The 22,569-nt window shown below is 39.1% G+C and carries 18 protein-coding genes, 1 tRNA gene and 1 pseudogene; 8 read left to right on the top strand and 12 right to left on the bottom strand.

Going from position 1 to position 22,569, the window contains the following annotated elements; genetic code table 11:
* The first annotated feature begins 2 nt into the window (after positions 1-2).
* On the top strand, positions 3-1,718 hold the full coding sequence (locus AC3M61_RS02805) for an ABC transporter permease subunit (protein WP_029684039.1): 1,716 nt from the start codon (positions 3-5) through the stop codon (positions 1,716-1,718).
* Between the two features lie 72 nt (positions 1,719-1,790).
* Here AC3M61_RS02805 and AC3M61_RS02800 read toward each other — a convergent pair whose 3' ends face one another.
* The 9 genes from AC3M61_RS02800 to AC3M61_RS02760 form a co-directional block, all read right to left on the bottom strand.
* Positions 1,791-2,765 carry a glycoside hydrolase family 130 protein gene (locus AC3M61_RS02800; RefSeq protein ID WP_029684040.1) on the bottom strand — a complete coding sequence of 325 codons (975 nt, stop codon included), beginning with the start codon at positions 2,763-2,765 and terminating at the stop codon, positions 1,791-1,793.
* Positions 2,766-2,801: 36 nt separating this feature from the next.
* Entirely contained in the window at positions 2,802-3,875 is a 1,074-nt protein-coding gene (locus AC3M61_RS02795; RefSeq protein ID WP_500779413.1) for a glycoside hydrolase family 5 protein, read from the bottom strand.
* A 39-nt stretch (positions 3,876-3,914) separates the two neighbouring features.
* A complete protein-coding gene (locus AC3M61_RS02790; RefSeq protein WP_029684042.1) occupies positions 3,915-4,931 on the bottom strand; it encodes a substrate-binding domain-containing protein in 1,017 nt (338 codons plus the stop codon).
* A 32-nt stretch (positions 4,932-4,963) separates the two neighbouring features.
* Positions 4,964-6,361 carry a beta-galactosidase BgaS gene (gene bgaS, locus AC3M61_RS02785; protein ID WP_500779412.1) on the bottom strand — a complete coding sequence of 466 codons (1,398 nt, stop codon included), beginning with the start codon at positions 6,359-6,361 and terminating at the stop codon, positions 4,964-4,966.
* Between the two features lie 49 nt (positions 6,362-6,410).
* Positions 6,411-7,331 (bottom strand): ABC transporter ATP-binding protein, encoded by a 921-nt coding sequence (locus AC3M61_RS02780; RefSeq protein WP_500779411.1) that lies wholly within the window; start codon positions 7,329-7,331, stop codon positions 6,411-6,413.
* Positions 7,324-8,280, bottom strand: coding sequence for an ABC transporter ATP-binding protein (locus AC3M61_RS02775; RefSeq protein ID WP_500779410.1), 957 nt, complete (start codon positions 8,278-8,280; stop codon positions 7,324-7,326). The genes AC3M61_RS02780 and AC3M61_RS02775 overlap by 8 nt, the downstream gene beginning before the upstream one ends.
* 44 nt (positions 8,281-8,324) lie before the next feature.
* Positions 8,325-9,167 carry an ABC transporter permease gene (locus AC3M61_RS02770; protein ID WP_500779409.1) on the bottom strand — a complete coding sequence of 281 codons (843 nt, stop codon included), beginning with the start codon at positions 9,165-9,167 and terminating at the stop codon, positions 8,325-8,327.
* Positions 9,167-10,156 (bottom strand): ABC transporter permease, encoded by a 990-nt coding sequence (locus AC3M61_RS02765; RefSeq protein ID WP_500779408.1) that lies wholly within the window; start codon positions 10,154-10,156, stop codon positions 9,167-9,169. Before AC3M61_RS02765 ends, AC3M61_RS02770 begins: the two co-directional genes overlap by 1 nt.
* Positions 10,157-10,221: 65 nt before the next feature.
* Positions 10,222-11,901, bottom strand: a complete 1,680-nt coding sequence (locus tag AC3M61_RS02760) for an ABC transporter substrate-binding protein (protein WP_500779407.1) — start codon at positions 11,899-11,901, stop codon at positions 10,222-10,224.
* A 350-nt stretch (positions 11,902-12,251) separates the two neighbouring features.
* Here AC3M61_RS02760 and AC3M61_RS02755 point away from each other — a divergent pair, with 350 nt between their 5' ends.
* Positions 12,252-15,647 (top strand): fibronectin type III domain-containing protein, encoded by a 3,396-nt coding sequence (locus tag AC3M61_RS02755; RefSeq protein ID WP_500779406.1) that lies wholly within the window; start codon positions 12,252-12,254, stop codon positions 15,645-15,647.
* 126 nt (positions 15,648-15,773) lie between these two features.
* A tRNA-Leu gene (locus AC3M61_RS02750) sits at positions 15,774-15,862 on the top strand.
* Positions 15,863-15,916: 54 nt separating this feature from the next.
* Here AC3M61_RS02750 and AC3M61_RS02745 read toward each other — a convergent pair.
* A complete protein-coding gene (locus tag AC3M61_RS02745) occupies positions 15,917-16,516 on the bottom strand; it encodes a BsaWI family type II restriction enzyme (RefSeq protein WP_500779405.1) in 600 nt (199 codons plus the stop codon).
* 140 nt (positions 16,517-16,656) lie between these two features.
* Between AC3M61_RS02745 and AC3M61_RS02740 the strand changes: the two genes are divergently transcribed.
* Positions 16,657-17,646, top strand: a complete 990-nt coding sequence (locus AC3M61_RS02740; protein ID WP_500779404.1) for a DNA-methyltransferase — start codon at positions 16,657-16,659, stop codon at positions 17,644-17,646.
* A 57-nt stretch (positions 17,647-17,703) separates the two neighbouring features.
* On the opposite strand, the gene AC3M61_RS02735 is transcribed toward AC3M61_RS02740, so the two are convergent.
* Positions 17,704-18,507: a flagellin gene (locus tag AC3M61_RS02735; protein WP_500779403.1), complete on the bottom strand. Its 804-nt coding sequence runs from the start codon at positions 18,505-18,507 to the stop codon at positions 17,704-17,706.
* Between the two features lie 253 nt (positions 18,508-18,760).
* Between AC3M61_RS02735 and AC3M61_RS02730 the strand changes: the two genes are divergently transcribed.
* The 4 genes from AC3M61_RS02730 to AC3M61_RS02715 all read left to right on the top strand — a co-directional run bounded on the left by AC3M61_RS02730 (position 18,761) and on the right by AC3M61_RS02715 (position 22,237).
* Entirely contained in the window at positions 18,761-20,275 is a 1,515-nt protein-coding gene (locus tag AC3M61_RS02730; RefSeq protein ID WP_500779402.1) for a hypothetical protein, read from the top strand.
* Positions 20,276-20,304: 29 nt separating this feature from the next.
* Positions 20,305-20,625: a class I SAM-dependent methyltransferase gene (locus tag AC3M61_RS02725; protein ID WP_500779401.1), complete on the top strand. Its 321-nt coding sequence runs from the start codon at positions 20,305-20,307 to the stop codon at positions 20,623-20,625.
* Positions 20,601-20,825: a hypothetical protein gene (locus tag AC3M61_RS02720; RefSeq protein ID WP_500779400.1), complete on the top strand. Its 225-nt coding sequence runs from the start codon at positions 20,601-20,603 to the stop codon at positions 20,823-20,825. The genes AC3M61_RS02725 and AC3M61_RS02720 overlap by 25 nt, the downstream gene beginning before the upstream one ends.
* Before the next feature lie 245 nt (positions 20,826-21,070).
* Positions 21,071-22,237, top strand: coding sequence for a flagellin N-terminal helical domain-containing protein (locus AC3M61_RS02715; RefSeq protein ID WP_500779399.1), 1,167 nt, complete (start codon positions 21,071-21,073; stop codon positions 22,235-22,237).
* 158 nt (positions 22,238-22,395) lie between these two features.
* On the opposite strand, the pseudogene AC3M61_RS02710 reads toward AC3M61_RS02715, so the two are convergent.
* Positions 22,396-22,569, bottom strand: a pseudogene (locus AC3M61_RS02710) (IS110 family transposase); the annotation flags it as partial.

Below are 22,569 nucleotides of genomic sequence, written 5' to 3'. Positions count from 1 at the left end.
ATATGGCTGAAGATAAAAAGAAAAACATCAATCAAGTCCCTCAGAATAATGCTAATGCCACAGTTGAAAGTACAGAAAGTATAGACTTCGAAGAAGTTTACCTTACGCGTGGTCAACTGATGTGGCGAGCTTTCAAAAAGAACAAGCTTGCAATGTTTGGTATGTGGGTCCTTATCATCATGTATATTGCCATGATTTTTGCAGATTTCTTGGCACCATACAATCCTTTCACACAAAATTTGAACCATTCTCTTAAGAAGCCTACAACTGTCATGATGAAATATAACGTTCCAGACCTTAAAACAACGATGGCGCCGTATGTCCTTCCGGAAGTTAGCTACATCGATAAACTAGACTACACTCAGAATTTCAAAACGATGTTATTTCCAAGCAGGATAAAGGTACAGCTTAGCGACAGAACAGAGCTTGCAATAATCGATAGGCATGTTGTCGAAATCAAAGAAGATGGCACTATTGTTCCGAAATACCTTCCGAAAGGAAGGAGCCTCGATGAAAAATTCGTCCTGGCAGAATCGATAAAGCTTGTTGTTAGAACAATTGGTTACGCACAGGTAGATGGGCAATGGGTGCAATATAAAGATGAAACAGAAGATTTGGATGCACTCGTATTTGGAGTAGACAACGAGATATTAGAGAAGGGTAAGAACGAAAGGATAACAGAATCAAGAACTGCAAGGTCTTTTGTTGCACAAAACGAAGGGTGGAAGTTTGGATTCTTTGCAACAAGCGAACAAGAAGCTATGGAACGCTTGACCGCTGTAAAGCTTGAGCAAGAGCTTGTGAGTATCAAATATTATGACTCAGATTTTAATGAACATGAGATATCACTTGATGAGGCTAAAATTGTATCCTACGATTACAAATTCTACCCCGTAAAATGGTTCATTAAATCCTGGGGACCAGACAAGACCGATCCAGGAAGAGTAGGGTATCTTTTCTGGGTTATTCCTCTTCACTACCATCTGTTTGGTGTAGATAACTACGATAACAACGAATATGTATCGCTAAACATATTCGGTGCAGACAGGTATGGTAGAGACGTTTGGAGCAGAATTATTTTTGCGTCAAGGATTTCATTGACCATAGGATTCATAGGTCTGTTTGTTACATTGACGCTCTCGCTCTTTTTTGGAGCGCTCGCAGGATTTTATGGTGGGCTTGTCGACGAAATTATCATGAGATTCTGTGAAATCTTAATGGCAATCCCAGGGTTCTATTTGTTACTCTTGTTACGTGCGGTTCTTCCTATAGACTTGCCAAGTTCCCAAACGTACATGCTCTTGATATTCATTCTTGCATTCCTGGGTTGGCCTGGAAGGGCAAGGATTATCAGGGGCCAAATTCTGGCGGAAAGACAAAGAGAATACGTTGAAGCGGCAATTGCTCTTGGTTTTCCAGATACAAGAATCATGTGGAGGCACATTATACCAAACCTTGCAACATACATTATCGTAAGTTCAACACTTTCAATACCAGGTTACATCCTTGGTGAAGCTGGTCTTTCATACCTTGGCCTTGGTATTAGGGAACCTTCTGCATCGTGGGGTAACATGTTAACTGCAGCACAGGATGTTTACATACTTGAAAAAGCTCCGTGGCTCCTTATTCCAGGTGCGTTCATTTTCGTGGTCGTTCTCGCGTTTAACTTCGTTGGTGATGGTCTTAGAGACGCATTTGACCCAAGGGCACTTGGATAATTACGAAATCAGAAATAGCGAAAATAGAAAGTGGCGGGAAACCGCCACTTTTCGTATTATTTATCACGTTCTTCAGTTATCATACTTTAACCAATCAATAATCTCTTGCACATAACCGAAAGCCAGAGCAACGACCGTATCAGCACCACCGTAATAGATAGCAAGACGTCCTGTATCCCCATCAACAAGACAGGCAACAGGAAATACAACATTTGGAACATCTCCAACACATTCATAAAGTGTTTGTGGTGAGAGTAAATACGATTTCGAACGTTTAATAACCTTCCATGGTTTATCGAGGTCTAACAGAGCTGCACCAAAACTGTAGACATATCCATTGCAGGATAACAACACACCGTGGTAGAAGAGTAGCCATCCTTCGCTGGTTTCTATAGGAACAGGACCAGCACCGATTTTCAGTGATTGCCAAGGTGTGTACCCTGCGCCCATAACGAATCTATGAACTCCCCAGTGAATCATATCAGGACTCTCACTGTAGAAAATATCACCAAATGGTGTATGACCATTATCCGATGGCCTGCTTAACATGGCGTATTTACCGTTGATTTTTCTTGGAAAGAGCACTCCATTTCTATTAAACGGTAAGAAAGCGTTTTCTACCTGATAGAATTTTTCAAAATCGTATGTATATCCAACCCCTATGGTAGGTCCATGGTATCCGTTACACCAAGTTATCCAATATCTATCTTCGATGAAAACTACACGCGGGTCGTATTTGTATTCACTTTCTACTGGTTCGCGGGTTTCTTGGATGAATTCTATTGGTCTATCATCTATTATCCAGTTAATTCCATCTTTACTAAACCCTCTTCGTATATTCATTCTTCTTTGTGTATCGTCTACTCTAAACACACCTGCAAATCCATCTTTGAACGGTACAACCGCACTGTTGAATATACTATTTGCGTCTTTTGCTTGGTTTCTTTTGATTATCGGATTTTGAGAATATCTCCATAATATGTCCGAACTACCAGCTGGTCTTTCTTCCCACGGCAAATTTGAAAGACTTTGCGTATAAATTTTCATTTCATCATCCCTCCGTTATCTCAAATTCAGAATATTTTATCTACCCACTACAGCTGTTGCCAGAGGTTCTATCCAGCTCTCTGACCACCTATCGTAGATACCAAATCCAGCACAGAATTCCCAGTACGCATAAGAAAATTTAAATTCCTCAGCCATCTTTCGAACAGTTTCAGTCCACTTAACCCTCGAATCCATATCCGCTTTTGAATAAGCACCGAATTCACCAAGAAAGATTGGCACATTATTTTGCTTTGCCCAATCGCTCACGTATTTGAAATGACTTCTGATTTGGTTAATTTCCCATTCCGTGCCATTCCACTCGACTCCAACAGGTGGGATGGGATTAACCCATTCGGCACCCTGATGTGTGAAATTGAAAGGTTCGTAGTAGTGGAAGGAGACTATGATGTGTTTGTCGTTGACCAATTTTAGACTTCTCACTGCGCTGTAGTGTGCCCAGTTTGGAGCATCGATAATAACAATCCTATTTGGGTTGTTTTCCCTTATAACTTTGAGCACTTTCGGATAAAGTTCGTTCCATTCATCAGCAGTCAAATTTTGGGCTGGTTCGTTGTAAATCTCGAAAAATAAATTCTCAGGATAACTTTTGAAAAAATTGGCAACTTGTCTCCAAATTTCCACCAAGACATCTCCGTATTTGCCAGGGTCTTGATAAAGCTCTTCAAAATGGTGAGTGTTGATAATTACTGTCAGATTATTCTCAAGAGCCTTATCGACAACGTGCTTAACTCTTTCAAGAAAATCTTTGTCAATATCGTATGGTGGCCTATCGGATATATGCGCTGACCATCTTATGGGAATCCTAACAGAATCAAACCCTCTTTTCTTTATTATCTCAAAATATTCGTCCTCAATTCTTACTCCCCAAACGCCTTCGAAAGGAGCTTCTAAAGCGTTTCCAATATTTATTCCCTTGCCTATCATTTTGTTGTATTCAAATGCTGATTTGCTTTTAATTTCAGCAACTGACTGCTCCATGCTATCGACTCCTTTGCTTGTTTCATCTTTTCCACACTGCGTGGATGTGATTAGAATCATAACAACAAACAAAATGCAAATAAGAACAAACTTTAAGAGTCTTTTTACCATATTGCTCACCCCATTAATGAACAAGATAAATGAAAACCTTCACTTTGCAACGTCATTTGAAATGTCCTTTACCGAGGCACGTTCCACAATTTTTGTCGGAAGAACAACGTTTCGGTGAATCTTCGGTCCCGTTCCCAGGATTCTTTCGATGAGAAGTTGTGCTGCTGTTTGTCCCATTTCCCACCTTGGTTGATGTATTGTTGTGAGTGGTGGATACAAAAACTCAGAGTAAGGTGCGTTGTCGAAGCCAATTATTGATACATCTTCTGGAATAGAAAAGCCTGATTCCCTTAGAGCTCGCATCGCACCTATTGCTGACCAGTCGTTTATGCAGAAGACTGCGGTGAAATTCTTTCCATGCTTTTTCAAGTAGTTCATAACTCCTTGGTAACCATGTTCTGGTTCGTATCCTTCATTTTCACTTAAATATATTTCGATATCCTTGTGTCTATCTAAGAACTTTCTTATCCCTTTTTCCCTTTGTGCAGCTGCAGGTGAGTAATGAGGACCTCTCAAGAAGAGAATCTTCCTGTGACCATTTTGGTAAAGGTGTTTTAACGCAGTTATGGCTCCTGAAATGTTGTCTATATTCACCGAGTCACATAGTATTTCTTCAATATAGTAATCAAGAGTTACAATTGGTACACCACTTTTGATGAATGGTTCGATGTAATTTAAACCACCTAGGAGCTCGCAAAGGATAACTCCGTCGATTTTTCTTTTGAAAAATTGGTCAAGAACATGCTTTTCCATTTCTGGCATCATTTTTGGAACAGATACCATCACTTCAAAATTGTGCTTGCTCGCGTAATCTTCGATTGCCATAGCAATTTCATTGTAATGATACCCTCTTAAATCAGGTAATAAGACGCCTATTGTGTATAATAAATCCGACGCCCTCCTTAAAGAAGGCATCGGTTTATAGCCTAGATGTTTGATTGCTCGGAGTACCTTCCGTCGAGTATCTTCACTGACATTTTTCGCACCATTTAATACCCTTGAAACCGTAGCAATTGAAACACCTGCTTCCCTAGCAACGTCAAAAATGTTGGGCATTCAAACACCTCTTAACTATTTTCATTGATTTCTTAAAATTTCATCAAATTGTAAGGGTCGTATCCTTTGAACTGGTCTATACTTCTTGTCCTTGCGATTTCTTTGAAAATATACATCGAAGGTCTGGGGATATAAGTTTTCTTTTCCAAATCCGTATAAGCAAGTCCGAATCTCTTACTGTAACCTTTTGCCCATTCATAATTGTCAACTATTGACCAATGTAAATATCCTCGTACATCGACACCTTCGTTCATCGCTTTTTCAACAGCGTAAAGGTGTGAAATAATTACTTGTGAGCGGTATTTGTCTTTCTCATCGGCAATACCGTTCTCTGTTACTATTAATGGTTTATTGTATCTTTCGTATATAGCCTTGAGCAAATAGTAGAGTCCTTCGGGATATATTTCCCATCCGAATTCACTAGCTGGCCTTCCTGAAAGTGCAAAACCACCTTCTGGACAAGCGTATCCGTAACCTCTAACCGTATACCAGTTAAGCTCGAAATCTTTGAACTTAACAGGTGTAGGTAATTTGTCAATGACGGAGCGAGTGTAATAGTTAACCCCGATGTAGTCAATTTTATCCTTTACTTGGTCCATATAATTCCAATTTGCAAGCCACATTGCATTTTCAAATATATCTTCATCGTTTGGTTTCAGTGTGTCAAACCATGTAAAGGAATAAATAACTCCAACTGGTTTGTCTGTATGCTTTTTAATAGCATCGTAAGCTAAATTATGAGCCATGGCTTGATTTTTAAGGCTTTTGATATACCATTCTGGATTGAAATAACTTGGTGGGAAACCTGCCATTATTTGGAAATATCCAAGTTGTGCTACAACATGTGGTTCGTTCATACTCGACCAGTAGTCAACGATGTCACTGAATTTCCATGCGATGTATTCTGCGTATTTAGCAAATTCTTTTGGAGTGTCCTCGCTTACCCAGCCAAGCTTATCTGTCGGTTTGCCTTTGCGTACTGCGAATGGATCGTGGATCCAGAGTGGTAATGTGAAATGATTTAAATTGACAAATACCTTTAGACCTTTTGCCTTCATATCTTCCATTATCTTTCTGTAATGTTCAACAGCTTCTTTATTTGCAATCTCGTCCAATTTTTCGAGCATCCCTTCACCAAAAGAAATCTCTTTTGTAGAAACTGGGAATATTCTCGACCATTCGATACCAATTCTTAAAGTATCCATCCCAAAATCGACTGCAAGTTGGTGAATTTTTTCGTAGTTTCTCCAATACCAAGCACCATTTTCTGGTAAATCCCCACTCACAATACCATTCACAAGATTTTCGATGTCTCTAACCCAGACAAACCAATCACTCTGGGTGTCGAGCTCTTTAATATCATTTGGATTCCCCATTTCAAACTGGAACCCAGAAAGTGACGCACCAAGCATAAATGACTTTGGGAACATGAAAATCCCTCCTATACATCAAAAGTTTGAATCTTTAAGTATTTTAATACTATATCTTAACACATGCAACTTGATGATTATTTTCAACTTCTTTTAGAACGACGTTTTTGCAATTTGTATCGCCGAGAGGGCATCTGTCGTAAAACTTACAGAAACCATTTGGCACACTTTTGCCTTCAAGTGTAATTTGTGATTTGGTCCATTTCTTGTGTATTGTCGGGACAGATTCCAAAAGCATTTTTGTGTATGGATGAAGTGGATTGTTGAAAACTTTCTCAGTTGAGCCGTATTCCATGATGGAACCTTTGTAAAGTATGATGGTCCTATCGCTTGTGTAGTAACCAAGTGAAAGGTCATGTGTGATGAAAAGTACGGAGAGACCTGTTTCCTTCAGTTTAATAAGCGTGTTCAGAACATCTATCCTTGTCGAAGCATCAAGCATGCTAATAATTTCATCGGCGACCAAAAATTTTGTTTCCATCAATAGCGCTCTTGCGATCAGTAAACGTTGCAATTGCCCCCCACTTAACTGATGTGGAAACTTACCGAGTATTTCTTTTGGATTTAAACCTATGTAAGAGATAACTTGCTCAACACGGCTTCTCCATTCGTTATGACTCGTTGAAACATAAAATTCTTCTCTGACCATTTCAAATACACGATCAACTTTGAAGATCGGATTATAGGAACTGTATGGGTCCTGAAAAACACCCTGAACGTGTTTGTAGTATTCCTTTAGACTTTTGAACGATGAAATATCTACGCCATTGTAAAGAATCTTACCACTGGTTGGTTTTATAAGCTTCAAAATTAGCTTTCCAATGGTGGTTTTTCCACTACCGCTTTCACCAATGAGTGATACTATTTCGTTATCATCTATTTTAAATGTGACGTTGTCAACTGCGTAGAACTTTTCTCTGCCAAAAGCGCCAACGGAATAAGCTTTTGATAAATTAACAATCTCAAGCATTTGATTTCACCTTCCAGCAGTATGCAACATGGTCTTTTTCCACTTCCACTTTTGGAGGTTCTTCGTCGCACTGAGGTCCTCTCATCGGGCAACGTTCCTTAAATCTGCACCCAGTTGGAGGATTGAGAAGTTGAGGTGGTTGACCCGGTATGCCAGCCAGCAACCTTTCTGTGTATCGAACACCAACTTCCGGTAAAGAATTCAATAGCATCTTTGTGTAAGGATGTAAGGGATTTTCTATCAGTTGCTGGGTAGTTCCTATCTCCGCAACCTTTCCGGCATACATAACCATTATCCTGTCGGCTATTTGATAAAGAACTGACAAATCATGGGTGATAAATACCAAGGACTTAACAATTCCATCGTCTTTAAAACCTTTGATCATCAGACACACTGCCTTTTGTGAAGAGACATCAAGTGCTGAAGTTACCTCATCTGCTATTAGAAGTGAAGGGTTAAGCAAAGTAGATATTACCATGACCAACCTTTGCTTCATACCGCCGGAAAGTTCTATTGGATACATCTTCAGGACTCGCTCGCTCAAATTAACGTATTTCAATCTTTCTATTAATCTCTCCATTATGCTATCAGGTTCTATTCCCCTGCTAATTAACACCTCTTTTATATATGTACCTATTTTCCTTGTTGGGTTCAATGCATCCATTGCGTACTGAGGAATGATAGAAAGTTTTTTAAACCTATATTCATTCATCTTCTCAAAATCATCAATTGGCAAAAGTTCACCATCTAATTCGATATTACCTCCGAAATAATTCAATGGGGGTTTCAACAATACCAAACCGTTGCCAAGTGTGGATTTTCCACAACCAGACTCACCAGCAAGGCCGAGTATTTCTCCATCTCTAAGATCAAAGGTCACATCGTCAACGGCTCTGACATATCCTTTCAAGGTCTTGTAGTAAAGTTTCAGATTCTCAACTTTTAGCATCTGTATCACTACTCCTTTAACCGACCACAACTGTGTTTTTGTTTTTACATTTCTCTTAATCTTGGATTGAATACTTCATCTAATCCAGTGTTCATAAAATAGAGTGCACCAACGATTAATGTAATCACAAGTCCAGGTGGTAGTGCCCACCACCAAATACCTAGCTGGATCGCGTTCCAAAGAACCGCGTTTTGCAGCATCAATCCTATCGAAATTCCCTTGGTCGGTCCAAGACCTATGAAATCTAATCCAACTGCTGCAAGTATTGCTCCTCCAAATTGAAGAATGAAGACCATAAAAACATAGGACATCATATTTGGCATGATTTCATAAACTATTATTTTCAGATGACTTCTACCGGTAATTCTGGCAAGATTCACGTATTCCCTAGCTTTTAACGACAAAGTCTGCGCCCGCACCGCCCTTGCGGTCCATGGCCATGCGGTTAGCCCAATGATAACACTCTGTATAAAAATTCCCCTGTATGGCAGATAAGAAGCTACTATAATCAACAACGCCAACGTTGGAATAACAAGTAAAATGTTTGTAATCATCATTAATACTTCATCGAACAAACCACCTTCGTATCCGGCCAAAAATCCTACAACCAAACCAATCAAAGTTGCCAGTCCGCCTCCGAAAAAACCAATGAAAAACGAAGACCTCAATCCATGTACCAACTGTGTGAAAACATCTTGACCAAATGTAGTTGTTCCAAGCCAGTAATCTTTGCTGGGTGGTTGATATCCTGGTCCTACGTATTCTAGTGGGTCTTTGTACTTGGAAATATATGGACCAATTATCGCCAAAATCAAGAAGAAAAGAACAAGTGAAAATCCTATCCTCAACTTTTTATTCCTGAATGCGAAAAACAAGATTTCACTCATCATATCTCACCACCATATGAATACCGAATACGCGGATCCAGCACCATGTAGACGAGGTCAACAGTAAAGTTAGCAATCAAAACACCGATTATTATAAAGAGAAAACATCCTTGAATGAGGAAATAGTCTTGATTTAGTATTGCTTGGGTGAGTATGTAACCGATTCCTGGATACGAAAAAACCACTTCCGTTGTTACCTGTCCAGCTATCACAGTTCCAAGTTGCAATGCTAAGCCTGTTACCTGGGGTAGTATAGCGTTTCTAAATGCATACTTTCTAATTAATTTGCGACTGACACCGAGGGTTTCAAGATATCTTACATAATTAGCCTCAAGCTCGTAAATAACCATATTCCTCATCCCTATTGCCCATCCACCAAGCTGGACTATGAACAACGAAAGGAAAGGTAACACCCAGTGCTTTAGATAATCAAGAATGAAAAGCCAAGAAAGATGTGGTCTAAGGGCAAAACTGTACGCTCCAGCTATTGGGAACCATCTAAGCACAACGCCAAAAAAGTAAGCAAGCAAAATTCCAAGCCAAAGGTAGGGTGCTCCTGTGATAAAATACATAATTGGTAGCATAACGGAATCCAACTTTTTCCTTCTTGCAGCAATTGCACCAAGAGTGTTTCCGACGAACCAACTCGCCAAAATGGAAGGTATGAGAATACCCAAAGAATATGGAAGGGCACTCTTTAAAACATCAAGCACAGGCTTCGGATATAGATATATGCTTATTCCCAAATCACCTTTGAAAAATGCTATCCAGAAATTAATATACTGCTTCCACATAGGCAAGTCCAATCCAAATGCTTTTGTCAGGTAACTATAAACCACCTTTGCAGATTCTGGCAAGGTAGCAAATCGTGAGACTAAAACAAGTATAGGATTCCCAGGCATGAGCCTGGGAATCAGCCAATCTATTGTAACTGCAAATACGAACGTAAGGAGATAAACAAAGATTTTCATTCTCAGATACTTTTTCATCTAATACACCTCTAAAGATTTAATCTTATGGAATCATTTAGCATTTTTCATCTCTTTTTTTAAAATTATTTACTTGTAATTCCTATAAGCATCAGTACTCCGCCGGTTTGCCATCTGCCACCCCAAGTTACTGGATAAGCATACGGAGCTTTCTCACCTGGCCAATTTTTCCACACTTGTGTACTTGCCTGGAACCACATGCCGTTGTACCAAAGCGGTATTGCTGGCATATCCCTCAAGAAGATTTCAGCGATTTGTTCGACTATCTTCTTGTTAGCAGCAATATCTTCCATCGGAGTAGAATTCAGTTGTGTTATTAAATCAAAGAGTTTTGGATTGTTGTACCTACCGAAGTTGCCATTGTACATATATTTGTCAAAGTTGGAGTTAAACAGCCAGTTGAACATCGTCCATGGTGAGACACTCATCTGTGAGTTAAAATTGTTAATCGCCATGTCGAAATTGCCACTTGTCAAATCTTCCCAGTACTTACTGTAATCTGGGAACTTGGCCTCAGCATTAATACCTACAGCTCTAAGTTGCGATGCTATGAGCTTAATCGATTCCATCCAGTCCGTCCAACCAAATGGTACAATTATCGAGACTTTAAATTTACTACCATCTGGTGCTTCCCTGTAACCATCTCTATTTATATCTTTGTATCCTGCTTTATCAAGCAACTCCTTGGCAGTCTTTGGATCATATTTGAATCCGAATTGTTTCACAGCATTATCTGGATAGTATTTCATCCAACCTTTGATTGGTAAGAATCCAACGGGGTTGCTTGGCAATACTTGACCTTCAAAAACAGTCCTTGCAATTAAAATTGGATCAATTGCAAAAGCAATTGCTCTTCTAAGGTTGGGATCGTTCAAAGGCTTCTTTGTAGTGTTGATAAACAAGAAAGCGGTGTTGTCAGAGAGCATGTATGGTTCTTTTGCAAACCAAGTGTGGATATCTGAGTATGTTTTCTTCAGTGTTGGAATGCCTGGTAGGAAGAAGTTTGAAATATCCAATTCGCCCTTCATTATCATTCCAAGTGCTACGTTGTTGCTCAGAACTCTTAAATAAACTATCCTTTTTGGTTTTGGTTGCCCGAAGACATTGTTGCCCCACCAGTTATCGTTTCTTAAATAAACCATTCTGTCATCGGAATATGTTTCAGGCATGTAAGGTCCCGTGCCTATCGCCTTTTCGTTTGCACCTGTTAAAACCTCGTCCTTTGACATCTTTGACCAAATATGATCTGGGATTATTGGTAATTGATACAACTGGTAATACCATTCGTGATATCTTGGCGATGAGAATGTGAATACTACGGTATGATCGTCAGGTGTATCAACTTTTGCTATCCAATTCCACAGATAGCTGTAGGAAATCTCAGGTATCTTCTTTGCAAGTTCAAGTGTAAACTTTACATCTTTCGAAGTGAATGGTATCCCGTCATGCCATGTAACTCCTTTTCTTAGTTTAATCTCGAAAGTATTTTTCGAGGTCCACCTTCCACTTTCTGCAAGCCAAGGAATTAGTTCATCCTTAAGTGGGTCGTATCCATACAGCGTTTCGTAAATCAACCCGACAGTTCCTGTGACCGCATTCCATGGAGTGATTGGGTTCCAGTTTGACGGTGGTGACCACATACCTCCGCCTGCATACAACGTTTCATCGCGTTTGTAAACGACATCGGCAAATATGACTGTTGTCAAGACAATCATGAGAAGTATCAACAGGAAAAACCTTTTCATACCGACCCCTCCTATCTAGATGATTTGCCCATAAGGGCATGGATATTATTCGCTTGTATTTTATTTATGTAAATATTTACATTCATAATCTTGAAAAATGTTTAAATTTTGACCTGTAAAATAATGTTGCGTAGAACCGTTGCTAAACACATTTTGCTAAAAACATTCACATATTTTCGTTGTTTGCCAATCTCCATAGTAAAATCCCATTGTTTTTTTTTGGAATTCTTTCAAAAAAGTATTGCAAAATTTGAAAAGATTAGTGGTATAATATACAAGTGAGTAAGTTTCAAATTAGTAGAATAATTTTTAAATCATGATTTCAATCACAACCAAAGGGGGGAGATTACATGCGGAAAGTTTTCCTAGGGATAGTTATTCTTCTTACAATTGTATCTACTATTGCGTTCTCCCAGGTAACGTACACAACACCATTAGCGAGGTTCTACTACGAACTAAAGGCATTACTTGAAAATCCAAACGTGGATATCAGAGAAGCGCTTGAAATGTTACTTCAAAAGTATGCACCTGTTGTTGAGCCAATCTTACCTCCAGGCGAATACGAAGAGTACAGCCTTGGGTTGTCCGACTTAGACAAGGCACTCTTAGAAAACGGAATCTGGATTACAAGGGCAACTGTTGAAATTTTTAACCAGGAAGTTGTTGAAGGTCCTTTCCTTCTGAATTATGACAGAGAGACCGGACAAGCAACAGGTTTAATAACAAAACTGAAGGCTGGTAAGTACAATGTTATCGTCAAAGTTCTGGGACTCATTGATAATAAAGACGAAAGAGTGGTTGCGTACGGTCGAAAAGATGGCGTAGAGGTTGTAAGAGATAGAATTTCTTTAGCCAATATTCCATTGAACGTCCTCATTGGTTCAGGAGGAGTTCTTATCAATGCCTTGGTTGATTTTCAGAACTCCGAATTTATTCCAGGTGAGATTGTGGATATCGAACCTGCTGATGGTGCAACCGATGTTTTACCTGACGTAACCTTAAGCTGGAATTCTTTACGAGCAAAACTATACGACATATATTTTGGAGAAGAAGGAAATCTACAGTTGATGGAAAAGAACTACTTTGACAATAAATACGAAGTTAAAAACCTTAAGCCATCAACAACCTATCAATGGAAAATAGTTGCTAAGAACGCTTTTGGTGAAACAGAAAGCCCAGTGTTTTCGTTCAGAATAGGCGATGCTCCAACAGTTCCAGAGAATCCAGTTCCATACGATGGTGCACAGAAGGTTTGGATTGAACCACGCTTAATGTGGCAAGCAGAAAGAGCGGCAAGCTATGATATTTACCTTGGAAAATCACCAGATGAATTACAGCTTGTTGCCACTGTTGACGAACCTGAATACGATACAGAGCCACTTGAACTTGGAACGGTTTATTACTGGAAAGTTGTAGCAAAGAACGCTTATGGTGAAACGGAAGGACCTGTGTGGATATTCTCTACAGGTGACGTTCCAACAAAACCTGAACTTGTCGAGCCAAAAGGTGAAAAAGTATGGATCCAGCCAACATTCAAATGGACAAGCGAAGATGCAAACGAATACGAGTTGTATCTTGGTGAGGAAATGGATAAACTCGAACTTGTAGCTACAACTACAGAATCTGAAATTACTTTACCATATGAATTACCAATGGATACGACCTTCTTCTGGAAAGTAGTTGCAAAGAACGACTTTGGAACAAACGAAAGCGAACTAGAAATGTTTAAAACTGGTAGAGCACCCGAATTCATACAGATTGTGAGCCCGCTGGACGGTGAAGAAGACGTTTGGAAAGCCCCAGAGCTTAGCTGGGAATTTGAATGTGCTGATACGTACGATGTCTATCTTGGGAAAGAAGCAACGGACCTCGAACTTATTGTAGAAGATGCAACAAGCAACACATTTGTTGTGGAAGACCTTGAACTTGGTACAACGTATTATTGGAAGGTTGTTGGAAAGAACAGATTCGGTCAAGCAGAAAGCCCGGTAGTTAAATTCACAGTAGGAAATGTTCCAGCTGTTCCATTCAACCCAGAACCACCAGATGGTGCTGTTGACCAATTCAACAACTTGGTTTTGAGATGGGAAAGTTCGAAAGCCGATTCATATGATCTCTATTTGGGATTCTCGGAAGAAATGCTTGAACTTTACTTGGAAGATAGTAAAGAAAGTGCGGTTGAAGTTACGGACTTACTATTTGGAACAACCTATTACTGGAAAGTTGTTGCAAAGAACAGATTTGGCAGCACAGAAGGTCCAGTTTGGAAGTTTACAACTGGTCAGGTGCCAGAGCAACCGAAAGCTATTTACCCAGAAAACGGAGCACAAGAGGTGCCTGTTGATGTAACACTCAAGTGGATGAGTGAAAGAGCAGAAGAATTCGAACTTTACTTTGGAACAGTTAAATTGGAGCTTGTTGAAAAACTTGAAACAAATGAATACACATTGCCACAACTCCACTTTGGAACGCAGTACAACTGGAAAGTCGTTGCAAGAAATATATTCGGAGAAGTTGAAAGCGAAGTGTTTACATTCAGAACAAAACTTCCAACAATTCAAAAGCAAGAAGTTTTAGGTGGAGTTGGTCAAGACACTTCAAGAAGAATTATTAAGACTGCTGATGGAGGATATATACTTGTTGCAAGCACGCAATCAGACAAACTTGAAGGTTTCAAAGGCGAATCTGATATACTTGTGGTCAAATTAACAAAAGAACTCGATGTTGAATGGATGAAACTACTTGGTGGAGCTGGCTGGGATGAAGCAGCGGATATCAAAGAAGTTGAGGATGGATACATCGTTCTTGGATACACGTTGTCGAAAGAAATTGACGGTGAAGTTAACAAAGGTGGATGGGATTACTTACTTGCAAGACTTGACAAGGAAGGCAATACTAAATGGCTCAAACTCTACGGTGGTACAGGTAACGATATACCATCAAGAGTCATACCAACATCTGAAAGTGGCTTCCTGATTGTCGGTACAACAAACTCTGTTAATGGTGATACTGGTGGAAATATTGGAACATGGGATAGCTGGTTGCTTAAATTGGATGCAGAGGGTAACATTTTAGCAAGCAGAACATTTGGTGGTCTGGATAGGGATAAAGCTGTTGATGTTATTGAGCTTGAAGATGGGTACCTTGTAGCAAATGTCACGTACTCGCTCGAAGGTAACATTCCATACAACCACGGAACATCTGATATATGGTTGTTCAAAGTAACCAAGGACCTCGAAGATATAACACTCAACAAGGCTTACGGCGGAAGTGACCAAGATGAAGTTTCAAGAATTGTTAAGACAAGTGATGGTAACTTCTTGATAGTTGGTTATACGACATCTGTTGATGGTGATGTTCAAGTCAACGCAGGATTCTGGGACATACTCGTGGCAAAAATTGATCCAGAAGGCGAAGTCATATGGCTAAAGACATTCGGAGGTTCTGAAGAAGACATTGCATACGCGGCTGCAGAATTCCCAGATGGTGGATTTGCAATAATTGGACACACACTCTCAAAAGTTGATGGTCAAAAAGGTGCCGCTGATGTCTGGTTGATAGATATCGATAACGATGGTAACCTTAGATGGTCTAAGACCTACGGTGGTAGCCTTGCTGATTATGCAAGCGATGTGTTTATAGACGAAGATGGAACAATAGTAATCGTAGGTACCTCTTTCTCAAAGAACGGAGATATTGGCAAGAACATAGGCGGTAGCGATGTCTGGATATTCAAAGTAAAATAAAAACTCTGTTCAAAAATCGAAAATCGGCGCTCGCAAGGGCGCCGATTTTCTTGTTCAAGGAATCTCAAAAAACATCTTGAAAAATTCGCATTTAAATGATAAAATAACATACGCTCAGGGTTAAGTGCCGAGGTGGCGGAATTGGCAGACGCGGTTGACTCAAAATCAACAGGGGTTCAAACCCCGTGCGGGTTCAAGTCCCGCCCTCGGCACCAAAAAAACACAAAAAGCGGTGGGAAATTCCCACCGCCATTTATATATTATGAATATTAAAGCAAACTTTTTACGTAGTCTACAAGTTTATCTTCTCCAACATAAAAATTTCCATCTGGTTCATACTCTTCGCTGGTTTTGTTCTCTTCGATAACAAACACCGCATCCATTTCTGATGCTAATATTACCCTCCATTTTCTGTTTGGGAGCAACTCCTTATCCACATCCGGTGTAACAAATATGTATTTGAAATCTTTACCTTGTTCCTTTTTCTTCATCATCCAATAAGCTGTTTGTCCTGCCCGCTCTCTTAAACTCTTTTTCACAGAGAGTACACATACAATTTTTCCTTTGTTCTTACTGTAAACGATCAAATCGTTGTCAATAAGTTTAGTTCGATTTGCTTCATAAATGATTTTTAGCTCATCAATTGGTATCGAAAAACCTTGATTCTCCTCAGAACAAGCATGTTTTTTCTGCTCATTCTTAGTGACTTTAGAACAATCGATAGGACAAACATCTTTGCGTTTTTCACTATTCGTCCCGTAAGCAACTAAGGCTTTTTCCCTGATTACTGGATCCTTACAGAGCACATCAGCGACGTACGTTTCCCAATAGCTGCCCTCTTTCGAAACCATTTGTTGGTGTCCATCCATGAAAAATAACCCCCAATCCGTTTTCGTTTGAACAAATATTTTTTGTGTATTTTTTATGGTTTCTTTATGGTATAATAATAAAAAACACATTCTCAATCAAGGCTTAATAATCAATGGCTTAAATTTAAGGAGTGGTTGGCATGAGATACCTGAAGAAAACCTTCGTTCGTGAAAAGCGAATACGTCTAAGTGAGGAACTTATCGAAAAAATTGAGAAAATTTGCGTTGAAACAGGGGAGAGTTTTAATCTTGTTCTAAACAAAGTTCTCGAAAGGTGTGTCCCTCTATTAGAGCACGAAAAAATTGATAAAGGCTTCTTCTACTCCTCTGCAAAAAACGAAAAGTTTGACTTTGAAGGAAGAATAAAGATATTTCAAAACGATTTTTTAACTGTAGACCTTAGTGAATGGATTGGGAAGATAAATCTTATAGTCACATCTCCACCCTATAATGTGGGTATTGAATACGGTTCGCACAACGATGCAACAAGCTATGATGAATACCTTATGTTTACGAAACTTTGGTTAATGAAAGCCTTTGAGCTATTGGCTGATGATGGAAGACTTTGTCTTAACATACCTTTGGATAAGAACAAAAATGGTCTGAGAAGTGTGTATGCGGATATCGTTGCAATTGCTAAAGATGTTGGTTTCAAATATCAAAGCACGATAATATGGAACGAACAAAACATATCACGAAGAACTGCATGGGGTTCTTGGTTATCTGCTTCTGCACCATATGTTATTGCACCCGTAGAAACTATTGTAGTCATGTACAAACACCAGTGGAGAAGAAGAACTATAGGCATATCAACAATCACTAAAGAAGAATTTATTGACTGGACGAATGGAATGTGGACCTTCAGCGGGGAGAAAAAAACTAAAATAGGACACCCAGCACCGTTTCCTATTGAACTTCCAAAAAGATGCATAAAGTTATTTAGCTTCAAAGAAGATATTGTCTTGGACCCGTTCCTCGGAAGTGGGACAACGTTAATAGCTGCGTTTAGAGAAGGAAGGAAAGGAATAGGAATAGAGATAGACCCAAACTACACTCAACTTGCAATTGAACGGTTAAAAAAAGAAGTAGAGCAGCTCAGCATTACTGAACTCTTAGAGAAGAAGACATAAAACACAAAAAGCGGTGGGAAATTCCCACCGCTTCTTTTTTACTTATTGGAGCTATGGCTATCCAAGGAGTCTTAGAACATTCTGTGCGTTTACATTAGACTGTCCAAGTATACCAGCTGTTGCTTGCTGCTGGAGTCTTGTTCTAATCCATTCCATAATGCCACGTGCCATATCTGTGTCTGTTAAAACACTCACGGAGGAGGTGAGGTTTAACATAGTGTTGCTGAGTTCCCGTGCCGCTCCTTCCAGCCGGTTCGTCACACTACCAACATAGCTTCTTGTATTTGAAACAGTTTCTATTGCTCTGTCTAGAGCTTCTAATGCATTTTGAGCATTTTCGGCGCTGTTAAGATTCACATCCTCAAGGCCAAGAGTTCTAATGTCCATGCCCGGGAGGGTGACTCTCATCTGTTGCCCTTCATTCGGACCAAGCTGCACTTGCATATCTCTTATATCACCGCCTAAAACTCTTCTGTTATTATAAGTGGTCTGTTCAACCACTCTGTTTATCCCTTGAGCCAATTGAGAAAATTCCTGTTGAAGTGCTGCACGTTCACTTTCCGAAAGCGTGCCATTTGAAGCTTGAACTGCAAGCTCTCTCATTCTCTGGAGATTGTTCGAAATGCTTTGAAGACCACCTTCCGCAACATTCATAACCCCGATTGCGTTGTACGTACTTGCCATAGCTTCACGATAGCCGTTGATTTGTGAGCGAATACGCTCAGCTATCGCTCCAAAAGCTACATTTTGTTGAATAGGTATCGTCGCCTGTGCCAAGCTTTGCACTTGCCTGTTTTGTTGGGTTTGCAGGTTTTGAAGATACCTAATAGCCCACATTCCAACGTTGTTGTTAATCCGCATTACCATCCCTCCTTACAGGCATGGACGGAAAAAATAAGCAAAACCAAAAGTCAGTATCTTAATCGAGCCGACGTTTTTCCCCTGCTCATTATATTAGACCGTGCATATGTGGAAATCGTTCAAAAGATTTTTATAATTTGTGGACATGTCTATAAAAATAACTGCAATAGGATAGTGATATTTGCTTGAAGAAGAATAAATCTGGAAACCATCTCAAACTATAAGATTGATTTTGCGTGAAGGGGTGAACTATATGAACCTAGAGAATATTGATAAACTTAAGCGCCAGATTCGTGAATTCATTGATTCGGGTAGAATTGAAGAAGGTAAAATCTTGGCACAAGATTATCTAAACGTTTTTCCTGATGACCCTGATGGGTACTTAATGTTCGGTGAGACACTTGCTTTGCAACAACAATATGATGAGGCAATTGAAGTTCTTGAAAAAGGTGTCATAAAAGATGGTAAGAATGCAGACATTCATGTGGGATTAGGTGTATTGCATAAAAAGGTAGGAAACTACATAGATTCATTCATTCATCTTTATCAAGCAATAAAGAATTCAGATAATTTAGAACTTAAGAAATTTGCGGAAGAACAATTAGGCGAAGTAAGCTCATTCCTAAGCGAAGCAGAAAGAAAAAATTTAGTTGATGCTCTTGAAAATATAAGGAAGGTTTTGTTTATTCAAGATATACCTTGTATTAGAACAAAGAAGGTTGCAAGAACTCTGGCAGCTAAAGGTATACAAACAGATATTATCTATGTTTCTGTTCATCCTTCAAGGGTTTACAACGACAATGATATGCCTTACAAAAACATTTACAGGTTAGAAGAAGTAAATCAAACTATAAACTTTGTCAGAGAGAGCGACTACGATATAATATACAGCTCAAACGAACCGGATTACTTCACTGTGCTGTTTTTAGCAGCTAAGAAACCTATAATTCATGATACTCATGATATGATGTCACTACGTGGAAAATTAACAAATGAACAGCTTGTTCACGAATATATCGCAAATGTAATGTCTACAGGCAACATATATACTCATGAATTTGTCAAGGAAATAGCCTTAAAGAAATTTCAGATTACCAGTAAACCCGTTCTTGTTATTGAAAACTTCATAGAGAGGTCTATGATACCCAAACAGAGAAAACGGAAACTAAGCTCTATAGATGGACAAATACATTGCGTTTTTGAAGGAGGACTCTCACATATTCCAGGACATCACAGGTTTCTAGAAAACCATTTCATGAAGATTGCAGAAGCAGGAGTTCATGTACATATTTATGGCCATGTTGATCAAGAGTATGTAAATAGCCTTCAAAAAAGGTCACAATACATCCATTATGAAGGGATGCTATCACCAAAAGAACTTTTAATAGAACTTACAAAATATGATATCGGATTAGCATTATTTAATGTGGGGGATTATAACAAAACTTTCCTGAATTCTGCCTCGCCAAACAAAGTCTTTGACTATCTTGCTGCTGGTTTGCCAATAGCGTTTGCAGATCTTGATTCTTTTAAGTTATTCAATAACAAATACAAAGTTGGAAAGATAGTTCACTTTGACAAACCTCTGTATGATCAGCTTTTTGAGATTATGAAAATTACGATAGACGAATCATTCTTAAAAGTCAACAAACTTACGTTCAACGACCATGTTTACGATATCTTGGTATTTTTAAACGTTGTCAAATCAAGGCACAATTCCTGTTATGGCGAATTTATGAATCATAGACGGTCGGAAAAGGGTCCTTAGTTTTATAACAAAATTTATAAGAACGGTGGATGGAACAAGGCATACTTAGAGAAACCCCATATTCTCATATTTGGCAAAAAGCTTTAGAGATTATTAAGGGCTTGGGAAGACCTAGAATACTCGAGATCGGTTGTGGACCTGGGCAGTTCGCTAATTATCTCTTTGATGAGGTTTTTACAGATTATATGGGTATTGATTTTAGTAGTGAGGCAATTAGTATGGCTAAAGAACGAAATCCGCATTTTGCTGATAGATTTTTTGTTGATGATGCATATACGTCAAACTTCTTTTCAGGAGACTATGATCTAGTTATTATGTTTGAGGTTTGGAGCATGTTTCAGATGACATAGAAATACTATCGAAAATTAGACAAGGAAGTCATGTTTTGTTTTATGTTCCAAACTATGATTCGGAATCTCACATAAGATATTTTGCTGATGAAACAGCTGTTATGAAAAGATACAACAAGGTGGTTGGTATTCTTAGTTTATTTGAGTTCACTCTCTCGAAAAATAGTAAAATATTTCTCGTGCATGGTATAAGAAAATAAAAGTCTGGAAATTCTTAAAAATCAAGGAAATTTTAGTAGTTCAAAAACTTTTTATTTTATGATTACACGTACACTGATAACATAACTAACATTAAGAGCGGTTCTTTAGTTTCCCACTAAAGAACCGCTTATTTTTTCCGATAATAATATTGGCAAAAACAAAAGGGCGCCCTTTTGGAAGACAGATTTTGGTTTTCTAGTTTTTAGAAATTTAAAGGAAAAAACTCACATGGAGGTGGAGAGTTATGAGGATTAACCACAACATTAACGCTCTGAACAGCTGGCGAAACATCACGATGACCAACATGGACATGAGCAAGACGCTTGAAAGACTATCCTCTGGTTTGAGAATCAACAGAGCAGGAGACGACGCAGCAGGTTTGGCAATCAGTGAAAAGATGAGAGGACAAATCAAAGGTCTTGAGATGGCAGTAAAGAACGCACAAGATGCTATCTCATTGATTCAAACAGCAGAAGGAGCACTTACAGAAGTTCACTCAATACTCCAAAGGATGAGAGAACTTGCAGTTCAAGCCTCAAGTGATACGAACACAGATGTTGATAGGAACCAAATTCAAGCAGAACTTGACCAACTAAGAGAAGAGATTGACAGGATAGCAAGGACAACTGAATTTAACACGAAGAAATTACTCGATGGAAAACTGGAAAGTTTCAGATACACCCCAGATGCAAAGGTGGTTACTGGTGGTAATATTGATATCAAACTCGGAACAGTAAGTTCTGCCGCAAGTGAAGGTACGTATATAATTGAGGTTGGACAACTTAGCGGAAATGTTAGCAGTGCCATAGATGTTAAAGTTACTCTTATTAAGAGTAACGGAGCAGTAACTTACACTATTACAACAATAAGTGCTGGTAGTGTTGAGCTTGGTGGAATAACTTTCAAATGGGACAGTTCAACTTTCAACATTTCGCAATTTGGAGGAGCATTGCCACTCAACGAAGTCATCGACAGTGCGGTTGTAAGAGTAGAAGGCGTTTATACATCGAATAACCAACTTGTATTCCAGATAGGTTCAAACGAAGGTCACAACATGATTGCTGGTATTGACAACATGAGTGCTACAGCTCTTGGATTAACAACAGCAACACTGAAAGTTACTGACCAGAACAGTGCTGAAAGAACAATAATGGTAGTTGACGCGGCGATTCACAGAGTGAGTACAGCACGAGCAGCGCTTGGTGCTATCCAAAACAGGTTAGAGCACACGATAGCGAACCTTGGAGTAGCAGCAGAGAACCTGACAGCAGCGGAAAGCCGAATCAGAGATGCAGACATGGCAAAAGAGATGATGCAATTCACAAAACAACAGATACTCCTCCAGTCCAGTATGTCAATGCTTGCACAAGCGAACGCGCAACCACAACAGGTGCTGCAATTGTTGAGATAATTAATGAAAGATTAATAAATCAGCCAAAAACAGAAAAGCGGGCGAAAGCCCGCTTTTCTGTTTTTCTTTGCTTTTCTAAGTTTTTAAGGAATATTCTTTGTTAAGAATGAATAATATGTTAGAAGAGTTATCAAAAGATTTAAGCGAAAACCTTGGAGTCAACTATGTAAAATTAAATTTTGAGTAGAAGACGAAAATGTATGATCAATATGGAATTTCTCTCGCTTTTTCATCATAGCAAATATTGTCCTTAGCAACTTGTGTGCTACACTCATCATCGCTTTTTTGTATACTAATCCTTGCGAGCGTTTTCTTTGAAAATATGCTTTAAA

This window comes from Fervidobacterium sp., from assembly GCF_059913585.1.
This window is presented reverse-complemented; position numbering and strand designations above follow the sequence as displayed.

What these genes read in the sequence shown, in the direction of transcription:
- AC3M61_RS02740 (WP_500779404.1), top strand. Translation starts at nt 16,657, where the DNA reads ATGAGATACCTGAAGAAAACCTTCGTTCGTGAAAAGCGAATACGTCTA.
- AC3M61_RS02735 (WP_500779403.1), bottom strand. Translation starts at nt 18,507, where the DNA reads ATGCGGATTAACAACAACGTTGGAATGTGGGCTATTAGGTATCTTCAA.
- AC3M61_RS02760 (WP_500779407.1), bottom strand. Translation starts at nt 11,901, where the DNA reads ATGAAAAGGTTTTTCCTGTTGATACTTCTCATGATTGTCTTGACAACA.
- AC3M61_RS02765 (WP_500779408.1), bottom strand. Translation starts at nt 10,156, where the DNA reads ATGAAAAAGTATCTGAGAATGAAAATCTTTGTTTATCTCCTTACGTTC.
- bgaS (WP_500779412.1), bottom strand. Translation starts at nt 6,361, where the DNA reads ATGTTCCCAAAGTCATTTATGCTTGGTGCGTCACTTTCTGGGTTCCAG.
- AC3M61_RS02775 (WP_500779410.1), bottom strand. Translation starts at nt 8,280, where the DNA reads ATGCTAAAAGTTGAGAATCTGAAACTTTACTACAAGACCTTGAAAGGA.
- AC3M61_RS02725 (WP_500779401.1), top strand. Translation starts at nt 20,305, where the DNA reads ATGGAACAAGGCATACTTAGAGAAACCCCATATTCTCATATTTGGCAA.
- AC3M61_RS02715 (WP_500779399.1), top strand. Translation starts at nt 21,071, where the DNA reads ATGAGGATTAACCACAACATTAACGCTCTGAACAGCTGGCGAAACATC.
- AC3M61_RS02790 (WP_029684042.1), bottom strand. Translation starts at nt 4,931, where the DNA reads ATGCCCAACATTTTTGACGTTGCTAGGGAAGCAGGTGTTTCAATTGCT.
- AC3M61_RS02805 (WP_029684039.1), top strand. Translation starts at nt 3, where the DNA reads ATGGCTGAAGATAAAAAGAAAAACATCAATCAAGTCCCTCAGAATAAT.
- AC3M61_RS02795 (WP_500779413.1), bottom strand. Translation starts at nt 3,875, where the DNA reads ATGGTAAAAAGACTCTTAAAGTTTGTTCTTATTTGCATTTTGTTTGTT.
- AC3M61_RS02745 (WP_500779405.1), bottom strand. Translation starts at nt 16,516, where the DNA reads ATGGATGGACACCAACAAATGGTTTCGAAAGAGGGCAGCTATTGGGAA.
- AC3M61_RS02770 (WP_500779409.1), bottom strand. Translation starts at nt 9,167, where the DNA reads ATGAGTGAAATCTTGTTTTTCGCATTCAGGAATAAAAAGTTGAGGATA.
- AC3M61_RS02755 (WP_500779406.1), top strand. Translation starts at nt 12,252, where the DNA reads ATGCGGAAAGTTTTCCTAGGGATAGTTATTCTTCTTACAATTGTATCT.
- AC3M61_RS02780 (WP_500779411.1), bottom strand. Translation starts at nt 7,331, where the DNA reads ATGCTTGAGATTGTTAATTTATCAAAAGCTTATTCCGTTGGCGCTTTT.
- AC3M61_RS02800 (WP_029684040.1), bottom strand. Translation starts at nt 2,765, where the DNA reads ATGAAAATTTATACGCAAAGTCTTTCAAATTTGCCGTGGGAAGAAAGA.
- AC3M61_RS02730 (WP_500779402.1), top strand. Translation starts at nt 18,761, where the DNA reads ATGAACCTAGAGAATATTGATAAACTTAAGCGCCAGATTCGTGAATTC.